The following is an 11,595-nucleotide window of genomic DNA, read 5'->3' on the forward strand; positions in this document are numbered from 1 at the left end:
AAGGCCGCGGGCGCCGCGTCAGCGGGGCGCGTCGGACGCGCTTACAGCGTGTCGATGAACGAACGCAGCTTGTCCGAGCGGCTCGGGTGCTTGAGCTTGCGCAGCGCCTTGGCCTCGATCTGGCGGATGCGCTCGCGGGTCACGTCGAACTGCTTGCCCACTTCCTCCAGCGTGTGGTCGGTGGACATTTCGATGCCGAAGCGCATGCGCAGCACCTTGGCCTCGCGCGGGGTGAGCGAGTCGAGGATGTCCTTGACCACGTCGCGCAGGCCGGCCTGCATGGCTGCTTCGATCGGCGCGGTGTTGTTGGTGTCCTCGATGAAATCGCCCAGGTGCGAATCGTCGTCGTCGCCGATCGGCGTCTCCATGGAGATCGGCTCCTTGGCGATCTTCATGATCTTGCGGATCTTGTCCTCGGGGATCTCCATGCGCTCGGCCAGGATGGACGCGTCGGGCTCGAAGCCGAACTCCTGCAAGTGCTGGCGCGAGATGCGGTTCATCTTGTTGATCGTCTCGATCATGTGCACCGGGATGCGGATGGTGCGCGCCTGGTCGGCGATCGAGCGGGTGATGGCCTGGCGGATCCACCACGTGGCGTAGGTCGAGAACTTGTAGCCGCGGCGGTATTCGAACTTGTCCACGGCCTTCATCAGGCCGATGTTGCCTTCCTGGATCAGGTCCAGGAACTGCAGGCCGCGGTTGGTGTACTTCTTCGCGATGGAGATCACCAGGCGCAGATTGGCCTCGATCATCTCCTTCTTGGCGTCGCGCGAGGACTTCTCGCCGGCATTCATGCGGCGATTGATTTCCTTGAGCTCGGTCAGCGGCACCACCACGCGCGACTGGATGTCGGTCAGCTGCTGCTGCAGCTCCTGCACCGGCGGGATGTTGCGCTGCATGACGCCGCTCCAGGGCTTGCCCGCGGCAGACTGCTTTTCGATCCATTGCAGGTTCAGCAGGTTCGACTGGACGCGGTTGCCGTTCTTGTCGATGCCGCCGAACTCGCGGATGAAGTCCTCCTGCGGATAGCCGCACTTCTCCACGATGATGCGGCGCAGCTCGCGCTCCTTCTTGCGCACGTCTTCCACCGTGCCGCGCAGCATGTCGCACAGCTTCTCGATGGTCCGCGCGGTGAAGCGGATGGTCATCAGCTGTTCCGACAGGGACTGCTGGGCCTTCTGGTAGGCCGGCGTGCCGTAGCCTTCCTTGTCGTAGATCTTGTGGATCTTCTCGAACAGCGAGGCGATGCTGTCGAAGCGCGACAGCGCCTCGTTCTTCATCTCCTCGAGCTTCTTGGTCAGCGCCTTGGAGCCGCCGTTGCCGTCGTCGTCGTCCTCGGCGTCGAACTCGTCGAAGTCTTCCTCGGCCACGTAGTCGTCGGCCTCGTTCGGGTTGGAGAAGCCGTCCACCACGGTGGAGATGACGACCTTGCCCTCGCGGATGTCCGCCGCCATGCGCAGGATCTCGGCGATGGTGGCCGGCGAGGCGCTGATGGCCGCCATCATGTCCTGCAGGCCGCCCTCGATGCGCTTGGCGATCTCGATTTCGCCTTCGCGCGTCAGCAGCTCGACCGTGCCCATCTCGCGCATGTACATGCGCACGGGGTCGGTGGTGCGGCCAAATTCGCTGTCCACGGTGGACAGGGCGGCTTCGGCTTCTTCCTCGGCCTCTTCGACGGTGGCGGCGGTGGGCGTGACGTTGTTCTGGAACAGCGTCTCGGCGTCGGGCGTCGTCTCGTACACCGCCACGCCCAGGTCGTTGAGCATGGTGACCACGACTTCCATGGTCTCGGCATCGACCAGCTTGTCGGGCAGGTGGTCGGAGATCTCGCCCTGCGTCAGGTAGCCACGGGTCTTGCCCAGGGTGATCAGCGTCTTCAGGCGCTGGCGGCGCTTGGCCATGTCTTCTTCGGAGAGGACGGTCTCGTCCAGGCCGAATTCCTTCATCAAGGCGCGTTCCTTCGCCTTGCTGATCTTCATGCGCAGCGGCTTGGCCTTCTCGACCGTCGCCGTGGTGGCGGCCTCGGGTTCGGGCGTCTCTTCCTCGGCGAATTCGGCCTCGACGTCGGAGAAGTCTTCCTCGACGTCCTTGGCTTCGGCCGCGGCGGCCTTGGGCTTGCGGCCACGCTTGGCGCCGGTGGTGGCGGCGCCTTCCTTGTCGGCCGCGGCCTTGGGCGGGCGGCCCGGCTTCTTCTTGGCAGGCACGGCGATCTCGTCGGCCGTGGCGGCAGCGGCGGCCTTGGCGGTCGTCTTCTTCAGTTCTTCGGTGGCCTTCTCGGCTTTGGCAGGGGACTTCGTTGCGGGCACTGACTTGGCTTTCGTGGCGGACTGGCTGGCCGGGGTGGTGGTGGTCGCCTTCACAGGCGCGACCACGGCGGCCGAGGTTTTGGTCTTGGCAGCGGGCTTGGCGGCGGCGGTTGTCGTCGTCTTTCCGGACTTTTGAGCAGGCATAGAACCCCTGGGCCCGTGAGGACCCACAGAAAGAAATTGAATCAACAGGCGCCGTCAGGCCGGCGCGGCGAGAGAGTGCCGATGAGGACGCGGGGACCGCGCTATCGGCACGCCAGGCAAGATGGGGGGGCGAACATTTGGAATGCAAGCCCTTGCGGAAGAAAGAAGGCCGGTCGTGCACGGGGGCATCGGTGGGCCAGGGTCCGGAGGTGCTGCTGTCGCTCTTGCCGAGACGAGCCGGGGATTATACCTTTGTCAATCAATTCCTACGCTGTTTGCGGGGGAATGACTGCGCGACATGCGTGGCGCCTGCTTGTGAACGGAGGGCTGTCGCTCAACCAGCGCGCTGCTTCTTCTCGAGCGCCAGGCGGCGGGTCAGCAGTTCCCGATAGCGCGCCAGTGCCTGCGGATCGCGGCCGGCGGCGGCGATGGCTTCGGTTTCCTGCGTCTTGAGCTGCTCGATGAGCATGCGGTCGAGCAGGTCGCGCAGTTCGGCATCCCATTCAGCATCGGTTGCGGTGCCGGCCGGCCCGGCCATCAGACGCACCGCGAGCTCCTCGAAAGCCTGGCCGGCCATGTCGGCGCGCAGTTGCGGCCATTCGAGGGGACCGTATTCGTGCAGACAGCTTTCCAGCCACGCGAACAGCGGGCCGTGCGGCGGCGGCAGGCTGCACAGCAGGGTGTGTTCCTCGCCGGACAGGTGCTCCCAGGTTGCCAGCCGCTCCAGCATCAGCCGCGCGGCATGGTCCGCGCGGCTGGCCGGTTTGGGGCGCGGGCCCGCGGGCCGGGGCGGCGCCGATAGGAAAGGCCGCTTGCCGCCGCGACGTTGCTGCGACCAGCGCGGCTGCGCCGGCGTGCCGTCATCCCAGTTCGGGGGCATCGACTCGCCATGGACGTCCTGTGACGCGTGCTCGTCGCGGGAGGCGGCGGGCGAGGGCGGTGGCGTCTGCCCGGCCCACAGGGCCTGGAGCCCCGCCGGTTCCAGATGCGCCGCCTGGGCGATCTCGGCCAGCAACTGCTGGCGCAGCGCGCCTTCGGGCAGGGCCTGCCACAGCGGCCGCGCCTGGCTCGCCATGCGGGCGCGGCCTTCGGCGCTGCCCAGCTCGCAGCCTTCGCGCGCTGCTTCGAGCAGAAAGCGGCTGAGCGGCACGGCCTGCGCCACGGCCCGGGCGAAGGCCTCCTCGCCGTTCTCGCGGATGAAGCTGTCGGGGTCGTGCTCCTCGGGCAGGAAGAGGAACTTGACGCTGCGCACGTCGGTGGCGTGGGGCAGCGCGGCCTCCAGCGCCTTGCGGGCGGCGCGGCGGCCGGCGGCGTCGCCGTCGAAGCTGAACACCACCGAATCGGTGAAGCGGAACAGCTTGTGCACATGGTCGTCGGTACAGGCCGTGCCCAGCGTGGCCACCGCGTTGGGAAAGCCGAGCTGGGCCAGCGCCACCACGTCCATGTAGCCCTCGGTGACCAGCGCGTAGCCCTGGTCGCGCAGGGCGGTGCGGGCCTCGAACAGGCCGTAGAGCTCGCGGCCCTTGCTGAAGACCGGCGTCTCGGGCGAATTGAGGTACTTGGGCTTCTCGTCGCCCAGCACCCGGCCGCCGAAGCCGATGCATTCGCCCTTGACGTTGCGGATCGGGAACATCACCCGGTCGCGGAAGCGGTCGTAGCGCTTGCCGTCCTCGCCTTCCTCGCTGGCGATCACCAGGCCGCTCTCGACCAGCAGCGCGTCGGCGTAGTCCGGAAAGACGCTGGCCAGCGCCCGCCAGCCCTCGGGCGCGTAGCCCAGCCCGAAGCGCTTGGCGATGGCGCCCGAGACGCCGCGGCGCTTGAGGTAGTCCACGGCGCGGGGCGAATCTCGCAGCAGCCGGCGGTAGGCGTCGCCAGCCTTCTCCAGCACGTCGGTGAGCGTGGCCTGGCGCTCGCGGCGGGCGGCCACCTGGGCTTTCTGCTCGGGCGAGAGCGGGTCGTCGTCGGGCACCTGCAGGCCGTACTGGCCGGCGAGGTCCTGCACCGCGTCGCGAAAACCCACGCCCGTGTGCTCCATCAGGAAGCGGATCGCATCGCCATGGGCTCCGCAGCCGAAGCAGTGATAGAACTGCTTCGTCGGGCTGACCGAGAAGGACGGCGACTTCTCGCCATGAAAGGGGCACAGCCCCATGAAGTTGGCGCCGCCCTTCTTGAGCTGCACATGCCGCCCGACGATCTCGACGATGTCGGTGCGGGTGAGCAGTTCCTGGATGAAGGATTCGGGGATGGCCATGCGACGAGAACCAATGAAAAAGGGGCGCCTCCCTGCGGATGGCGCCCCCTCGGGCGAGACGGAAGTATCGGCGAAAAGCCGTCAACCCGGCCCGGTCAGGGTCAGCGCGGTGCCAGGCGAATGGCGCCGTCCAGGCGGATCACCTCGCCGTTGAGCATGTCGTTCTCGATGATGTGCTTGGCCAGCTTCGCGTAATCGGCCGGCGTGCCCAGGCGCGAGGGGAAGGGCACGCTGGCGGCCAGCGCGTCCTGCACCTCCTGCGGCATGCCAAAGAGCATGGGCGTGCCGAAGATGCCGGGCGCGATGGTCATGTTGCGGATGCCGCTGCGTGCCAGGTCGCGTGCGATGGGCAGCGTCATGCCCACCACGCCGCCCTTGCTGGCGCTGTACGCGGCCTGGCCGATCTGGCCGTCGTAGGCGGCCACGCTGGCGGTGGAGATGAGCACGCCGCGCTCGCCGGTGGCCTCGGGCTCGTTCTTCGCCATGGCGTCGGCCGCCAGGCGGATCATGTTGAAGCTGCCCAGCAGGTTGACGCGCAGCGTCTTCTCGAACACGGCCAGGGCGTGCGGGCCGTTCTTGCCGACGGTCTTCTCGGCCGGTGCGATGCCGGCGCAGTTGACCAGGCCGACCAGCTTGCCGAGTTCCAGCGCCGCGGCCACCACGGCCTGGCCGTCGGCCTCCTGGCTCACGTCGCAGCGCACGAAGCGCCCGCCGATCTCGGCGGCGACGGCCTCACCCTTGTCCGACTGCATGTCGGCGATGACGACCTTGGCGCCGTGCTCGGCCAGCATGCGCGCCGTGCCTTCGCCGAGGCCCGAGGCGCCGCCGGTGACGATGAAAACCCTGTCCTTGATCTGCATGGATGCTGTCTCCTTGTTGCGGGCAAAACCGCCATGATAGGAGCGGGCCGCTGGCAGGCGCGGACGAAAAAAAGCCCCGCCGAGGCGGGGCCGAATGGATCCCGTGAGGACCCAAGGAGACAACCTGCAATGAATCAGCGCTTGGCGGTGGCCGTCTTCGTGGCGGTCTTGGCGGCGTTCATGGCCTGCGTCGAGACGGCGTTGAAGTTGGCTTCGGCCACGTCGGAGGCCTGCTTGACGGCCTTTTGCACGGATTCGAAGGCGTTATTGGCGGCAGCCACGGCGCTCTTCATCATGGCGACGGCGGTTTCGGAGCCAGCGGGGGCGTTCTTGGCGGCGCTGTCGATCAGGCCGACCATGGCTTGCTGGGCTTCCACGGCCTTGCTTTCGAAGGCCTTGGTGAACTCGGCGCTGGTGCCCTGGGCGATCTCGTACAGGTGGCGGCTGTAGGCGGCGGTCTTTTCGGCCATCGGCTGCATCATGCTGGCTTGCAGGGCCAGCAGTTCCTGCGCGTCCTTGGCGCCCAACACGGCGTGGGCGCTGCCAGCGGCCTCGCTCAGGGCAGCCTTGGAGGCGGTCACATTCAGCTCGATGAGCTTTTCCATGCCTTCGAAGGCCTTGGTCGTCAGACCGAACAGCGTGTCGATGTTGGCCTTTTGGACGGCGATGATCTGGTCGGCGGTGAGTGCCATGGTGGGCTCCTGGAGGTGGTTGAAGTGGGGTTGCAGCTTTTGCTGCGCTGCAACATGGGATGAAGTATGGCAGCAGCGCCGGCCAATCTCAAGGCGTTTTGCTGCGATGCAGCATTTTTAGGTGACAGCCCCTATTCGGGGTGCCCGGCAGAATCGGCCGCCATGAGCAGCGCCCGTCCCACCCCTCAGCCGCGCGACCACTACCGCGCCTTCCGCCCGATCACCACCCGCTGGATGGACAACGACGTCTACGGCCACGTCAACAACGTCGTCTACTACAGCTGGTTCGACACTGCGGTGAATGCCCTGCTCATCGAGCGTGGCGCGCTGGACATCCACAAGGGCAGCACGGTGGGATTCGTGGTGGAGACGCAGTGCAATTACTTCGCGCCGCTGGCTTTTCCCCAGACCATCGAAGCAGGTGTTCGCGTGGCTAATGTGGGCAGCAGCAGCGTCCGCTATGAGGTGGGGCTGTTCGCCGAAGGGGCGCCGACGGCCGCGGCGCAGGGCCACTTCGTGCATGTCTATGTCGACCGCGCAACGCAGCGCCCGGTCGCCCTGCCGGCTGCACTGATGGCTGTGCTGGACGACTTGCGCTGATGGACGCACCGACATGAAAAAGGGCGGTGCCGCGCGGCACCGCCCATAAAAAAGCGGCACCCGAGGGTGCCGCCAAAGCGCTTCCGTCAAACGCGAGGAGACAAATTACTTCTTGGCCATCATGGCCTTCATGTCGGCCTTGGCCTTCTCATGATCGGCCTTGGCTTGCGACTGGCAGGCGTTCTTGGCGTCGCCGCTCATGTCGTCGCACTTTTCCTTGGCGACGTCGTAGGCGGCATCAGCCTTGGCCTCGGCAACCTTCTTGGCGTGGCTGTTGCTGGGCTTGTAGGCTTGCTCCAGCTCGGCCTTGGCCACGTTTTCCTTGCCCTTGGCTTCCTTTTCGCACACGTCCTTGGCGTTGTCCTTCATGGCATCGCACTGGGCCTTGTCGGCCTTGTACTGGGCGGAGATCTTGTCCTTCTCGGCCTTGTACTCGTCCTTGGTCATGGCGCTGGCCTGGGCGGCGCCGAACAGGCAGCCGGTGGCGATGGCGAGGGTGAGTGCGGTCTTCTTCATCATGATGTGCTCCTTGGGCAACGATTGAAATCTGGGGATTCGTGAGTCGGATGGATCTGGCCGAGCGGCTCAGTACTTTTCCATCCAGAGGGCGGCAGGCGTGCGGCCTTCGGCGTTTTCCCAGGCCTTGACCTGGTTCTCGGCCTCGTCACGGCTGACGCCATGACGTTCCTGGATCTTGCCCAGCAGCTGATCGCGCTTGCCGGCCACGACGTCGAAGTCGTCGTCGGTCAGCTTGCCCCATTGCTCCTTGACCTTGCCCTTCAACTGCTTCCAGTTGCCTTCGATGATGTCCTTGTTCATGGGATCTCCTTTCGGTTGACTGCGGGGCTTGTTGGTGCCGCCGTGCTATGCACTGTGGTGGGCCCCATGTGCAGACCCGGTAGGACGCCCAAAGGATGGTTCGTAGGCGCAGGCGCACCATGCCCGTGATAATCCGTCCCACCGCTGCCGGGCCGGGGACAACGCGCATCCCGGGGCAGACAACCGCGCCGCCGCGCGCCGAGCCGCTTTCATGATCATCCAGAGCCTTCTCGACACCGACCTGTACAAGTTCACGATGATGCAGGTGGTGTTGCACCACTTCCCGGGCGCGAAGGTCGAGTACCGCTTCAAGTGCCGCAACCCCGGCGTCAACCTCGCGCGCTTCGCGGCCGAGATCCGCGAAGAGGTGAGGGCGCTGTGCAGTGTGCAGTTCAAGGAAGCCGAGCTGGCCTACCTGCGCTCCATGCGCTTCATCAAGAGCGACTTCGTCGACTTCCTGGGCCTGTTCAAGCTCAACGAGAAGTACATCGAGATCGTGCCCAACACGGCCACCGGCGAGCTGGACATCCACATCAAGGGCCCCTGGCTGCACACCATCCTGTTCGAGATCCCGGTGCTGGCCATCGTCAACGAGGTGTACTTTCGCAATACGCGGCCGCAGCCCGACCTGGACGAGGGCCGCGAGCGCCTCACCGCCAAGATCGGGCAGCTGAAGGACGCGGGTCTCGAAGACCTCAAGATCGCCGACTACGGCACCCGCCGGCGCTTCTCCAAGACATGGCACGAAGAGGTGCTGCGCACCCTGACGGCCGAGCTCGGCGCCGTGAGTCCCCAGCCGCGTGCCGCCGAGCGCCTGCCGCAGTTCGCCGGCACCAGCAACGTGCTGTTCGCGATGAAGCTGGGCCTCATTCCGCTGGGCACCATGGCCCATGAGTACCTGCAGGCCTGCCAGGCCCTGGGGCCCCGGCTGCGCGACAGCCAGATCTACGGCTTCGAGATGTGGGCCCGCGAATATCGCGGCGACCTGGGTATTGCGCTGTCCGACGTGTATGGCATGAGCGCCTTCCTGCGCGACTTCGACCTGTACTTCTGCAAGCTCTTCGATGGCGCGCGGCACGACAGCGGCGACCCCTTCGAATGGGGCGAGCGCATGATCGCCCACTACGTGGCCAACCGGGTCGACCCGCACACCAAGACGCTGATCTTCAGCGACGGCCTGACGGTGCCGCGCACCATCGAGCTCTATCGCCAGTTCCGCGGCCGGTGCCAGCTGGCTTTCGGCATCGGCACCAACCTCACCAACGACCTGGGCTACGAGCCGCTGCAGATCGTCATCAAGATGATCCGTTGCAACGGCCAGCCGGTCGCCAAACTGTCGGATACGCCGGGCAAGGGCATGTGCGACGACGAGAAGTACCTCGCGTACCTGCGCCAGGTGTTCGAGATTCCCCAGCCCGCCACGCCTTGACCAACGCCAACGTGACTTCACTTCTTCGCCGGATTCGCCCCTCGCGGGCTTTCATGGGGGCTGCATTGGCAGCCCCCGCGCTTTCGCAGGCGGCCACCTTCGACGGCGCTGCGTTGTCGCCGCTGTGGGGCCTGCCCTTCGCCGGCATCCTGCTGTCGATCGCACTGATGCCGCTGCTGGCGCCCACCTTCTGGCACCACCATTTCGGCAAGGTGGCGGGGGCCTGGGCGCTGGCCTTCCTCCTGCCTTTCGCGGCCGTCTTCGGGCCCGCGCTCGCGGGCGCGCGGGTTGTGCATGCCTTGCTCGCCGAGTACATCCCCTTCATCGTGCTGCTGACCGCGCTGTTCACCGTGGCCGGCGGCATCCACATCCGCGGCAACCTGCATGGCTCGCCGGCGCTCAACACCGGGCTGCTGGCCATCGGCGGCGTGCTGGCCAGCATCATGGGCACCACCGGTGCCTCGATGCTGCTCATCCGCCCGCTCATCCGTGCAAACGACAACCGAAAGCACAAGGCGCATGTGGTGGTGTTCTTCATCTTCATCGTCTCCAACGTGGGCGGCTCGCTCACGCCGCTGGGCGACCCGCCGCTGTTCCTGGGCTTCCTCAAGGGCGTCGAGTTCTTCTGGACCACCTGGCACCTGCTGCCCGACACGGCCTTCGTCATGCTGTGTCTGCTGGGCATCTTCTTCGTGCTCGACCGCTTCTATTACCGCAACGAAGGCGTGATGCCCGTCGACCCCACGCCCGACACGCGCGGCGTGCGCTTCGACGGCCAGGTCAACTTCGCGCTGCTGGCGGTGGTGCTGGGCCTGGTGCTGCTGAGCGGCCTGTGGAAGAGCCCGGTGGTGTTCGACGTGGCCGGCACGCCGGTGGGCCTGCCGGGGCTGGTGCGCGACGTAGGCCTGGTGGGCGTGACGCTGCTGTCGCTGGCGCTCACGAGGCGCGAGGTGCACGAGGCCAACCAGTTCGGCTGGGGCCCCATGCTGGAGGTGGCCAAGCTCTTCGCCGGCATCTTCCTGACCATCGTGCCGGTGATCGCCATGCTGCGTGCCGGCACCGCCGGGCCGTTCGGCGCCGTCGTGGCGGCGGTGACCCGGCCGGATGGCCAGCCCGAGCCTGCCATGTACTTCTGGGCGACGGGACTGCTGAGCTCCTTCCTGGACAACGCGCCGACTTACCTGGTGTTCTTCAACACCGCGGGTGGCGACCCGGCCACCCTCATGACCACCCATGCCGCGACCTTGGCCGCCATCTCGGCCGGTGCCGTGTTCATGGGCGCCAACAGCTACATCGGCAACGCGCCCAACCTCATGGTCAAGGCCATCGCCGAGGACCGCGGCGTGCGCATGCCCAGCTTCTTCGGCTACATGGCGTGGTCGGGCGCGGTGCTGCTGCCGCTGTTCGTGCTCGTCACCTTCATCTTCTTCCGCTGAGCGGGGCGCGGCCGCTGGCGGCCGACCCGCACCGGCGGCTCTTTCGAAAAACGGAAACATCCATGAGCAAGCCCGCCGTCCTCGTCGCCCGCGCCGTCTTTCCCGAAGCCGTGGCGCGGCTCGCCGAGCATTTCGAGGTCGAGGCCAATCCTGCCGACGATCTGTGGTCCAAGGCCGAGCTGATCCGCCGCCTGCAGGGCAAGGTCGGCGTCTTCACCACCGGCAGCGAGCGCATCGACGCCGAGGTGCTCGACGCCTGCCCGCAGTTGCGCATCTGCGCCAACATGGCGGTGGGCTTCAACAACTTCGACGTCGACGCCATGACGGCCCGCGGCGTGCTGGGCACCAACGCGCCCGACGTGCTGACCGAGACCACGGCCGACTTCGGCTTCGCGCTGCTGATGGCCACGGCCCGCCGCATCACCGAGAGCGAGCATTTCCTGCGCGCCGGCCAATGGACCAAGTGGTCCTTCGACATGTTCGCCGGTGCCGAGGTGCACGGCAGCACGCTGGGCATCCTGGGCATGGGCCGCATCGGCCAGGGCATTGCCCGGCGGGGCGCGCACGGCTTCGGCATGAAGGTGGTCTACCACAACCGCTCGCGCCTTTCGCCCGAGCTGGAGGCCGAATGCAAGGCGACGTATGTCGCCAAGGAAGAGCTGCTGCGCACCGCCGACCACCTGGTGCTGGTGCTGCCCTACACGTCCGCCAACCACCACAGCATCGGCGCGGCCGAGCTGGCGCAGATGAAGCCGACGGCCACGCTGGTCAATATCGCCCGCGGCGGCATCGTGGACGACGCGGCCCTGGCCCAGGCACTCAAGGACCGGCGCATCGCCGCCGCCGGCCTCGACGTGTTCGAGGGCGAGCCCAAGGTGCATCCGGACCTGCTCGGCGTGCCCAACGTGGTGCTCACGCCCCACATCGCCAGTTCGACGACAGCGACGCGCCGAGCCATGGCCGACCTCGCAGTGGACAACCTGATCGCCTTCCTCACCACCGGCCAGCCGCGCACGCCCGTCAATCCGCACGTGCTGGGCCGGGTGCGCGGTCAATGA

10 protein-coding genes are annotated in these 11,595 nt (G+C 66.8%); 4 read left to right on the plus strand and 6 right to left on the minus strand.

Going from position 1 to position 11,595, the window contains the following annotated elements:
• Positions 1–41 precede the first annotated feature (41 nt).
• From rpoD to BXA03_RS02935, 4 genes are all read right to left on the minus strand, one after another.
• Positions 42–2,450: an RNA polymerase sigma factor RpoD gene (gene rpoD, locus BXA03_RS02920; protein WP_076503712.1), complete on the minus strand. Its 2,409-nt coding sequence runs from the start codon at positions 2,448–2,450 to the stop codon at positions 42–44.
• A gap of 334 nt (positions 2,451–2,784) precedes the next feature.
• Positions 2,785–4,701 (minus strand): DNA primase, encoded by a 1,917-nt coding sequence (gene dnaG, locus BXA03_RS02925; protein ID WP_076503713.1) that lies wholly within the window; start codon positions 4,699–4,701, stop codon positions 2,785–2,787.
• A 101-nt stretch (positions 4,702–4,802) separates the two neighbouring features.
• The gene (locus tag BXA03_RS02930) at positions 4,803–5,561 is read right to left on the minus strand and encodes a 3-hydroxyacyl-CoA dehydrogenase (RefSeq protein ID WP_076503714.1); all 759 of its coding nucleotides are present in this window, start codon (positions 5,559–5,561) and stop codon (positions 4,803–4,805) included.
• Between the two features lie 134 nt (positions 5,562–5,695).
• Positions 5,696–6,253: a phasin family protein gene (locus BXA03_RS02935; RefSeq protein ID WP_076503715.1), complete on the minus strand. Its 558-nt coding sequence runs from the start codon at positions 6,251–6,253 to the stop codon at positions 5,696–5,698.
• Between the two features lie 162 nt (positions 6,254–6,415).
• On the opposite strand from BXA03_RS02935, the gene BXA03_RS02940 reads away from it, so the two are divergent.
• On the plus strand, positions 6,416–6,853 hold the full coding sequence (locus BXA03_RS02940) for an acyl-CoA thioesterase (RefSeq protein ID WP_076503716.1): 438 nt from the start codon (positions 6,416–6,418) through the stop codon (positions 6,851–6,853).
• A 105-nt stretch (positions 6,854–6,958) separates the two neighbouring features.
• On the opposite strand, the gene BXA03_RS02945 is transcribed toward BXA03_RS02940, so the two are convergent.
• Positions 6,959–7,369 (minus strand): hypothetical protein, encoded by a 411-nt coding sequence (locus BXA03_RS02945; RefSeq protein WP_076504762.1) that lies wholly within the window; start codon positions 7,367–7,369, stop codon positions 6,959–6,961.
• Between the two features lie 69 nt (positions 7,370–7,438).
• Complete coding sequence (locus BXA03_RS02950; protein WP_076503717.1) at positions 7,439–7,672, minus strand: CsbD family protein; 234 nt, start codon at positions 7,670–7,672, stop codon at positions 7,439–7,441.
• A gap of 211 nt (positions 7,673–7,883) precedes the next feature.
• On the opposite strand from BXA03_RS02950, the gene pncB reads away from it, so the two are divergent.
• The 3 genes from pncB (at position 7,884) to BXA03_RS02965 (ending at position 11,595) form a co-directional block, all read left to right on the plus strand.
• Positions 7,884–9,101, plus strand: a complete 1,218-nt coding sequence (gene pncB / locus BXA03_RS02955) for a nicotinate phosphoribosyltransferase (RefSeq protein ID WP_076503718.1) — start codon at positions 7,884–7,886, stop codon at positions 9,099–9,101.
• Positions 9,102–9,154: 53 nt separating this feature from the next.
• On the plus strand, positions 9,155–10,537 hold the full coding sequence (locus BXA03_RS02960; RefSeq protein WP_076503719.1) for a sodium:proton antiporter: 1,383 nt from the start codon (positions 9,155–9,157) through the stop codon (positions 10,535–10,537).
• 62 nt (positions 10,538–10,599) lie between these two features.
• On the plus strand, positions 10,600–11,595 hold the full coding sequence (locus tag BXA03_RS02965) for a 2-hydroxyacid dehydrogenase (protein ID WP_076503720.1): 996 nt from the start codon (positions 10,600–10,602) through the stop codon (positions 11,593–11,595).

This window comes from Pseudacidovorax sp. RU35E, from assembly GCF_900156165.1.
Lineage (GTDB): Bacteria > Pseudomonadota > Gammaproteobacteria > Burkholderiales > Burkholderiaceae_C > Xenophilus.

Excerpts from the sequence above, each read along its gene's own strand:
- pncB (WP_076503718.1), top strand. The coding sequence starts at position 7,884 with ATGATCATCCAGAGCCTTCTCGACACCGACCTGTACAAGTTCACGATG.
- BXA03_RS02930 (WP_076503714.1), bottom strand. The coding sequence starts at position 5,561 with ATGCAGATCAAGGACAGGGTTTTCATCGTCACCGGCGGCGCCTCGGGC.
- BXA03_RS02945 (WP_076504762.1), bottom strand. The coding sequence starts at position 7,369 with ATGAAGAAGACCGCACTCACCCTCGCCATCGCCACCGGCTGCCTGTTC.
- rpoD (WP_076503712.1), bottom strand. The coding sequence starts at position 2,450 with ATGCCTGCTCAAAAGTCCGGAAAGACGACGACAACCGCCGCCGCCAAG.
- dnaG (WP_076503713.1), bottom strand. The coding sequence starts at position 4,701 with ATGGCCATCCCCGAATCCTTCATCCAGGAACTGCTCACCCGCACCGAC.
- BXA03_RS02965 (WP_076503720.1), top strand. The coding sequence starts at position 10,600 with ATGAGCAAGCCCGCCGTCCTCGTCGCCCGCGCCGTCTTTCCCGAAGCC.
- BXA03_RS02940 (WP_076503716.1), top strand. The coding sequence starts at position 6,416 with ATGAGCAGCGCCCGTCCCACCCCTCAGCCGCGCGACCACTACCGCGCC.
- BXA03_RS02960 (WP_076503719.1), top strand. The coding sequence starts at position 9,155 with ATGGGGGCTGCATTGGCAGCCCCCGCGCTTTCGCAGGCGGCCACCTTC.
- BXA03_RS02935 (WP_076503715.1), bottom strand. The coding sequence starts at position 6,253 with ATGGCACTCACCGCCGACCAGATCATCGCCGTCCAAAAGGCCAACATC.
- BXA03_RS02950 (WP_076503717.1), bottom strand. The coding sequence starts at position 7,672 with ATGAACAAGGACATCATCGAAGGCAACTGGAAGCAGTTGAAGGGCAAG.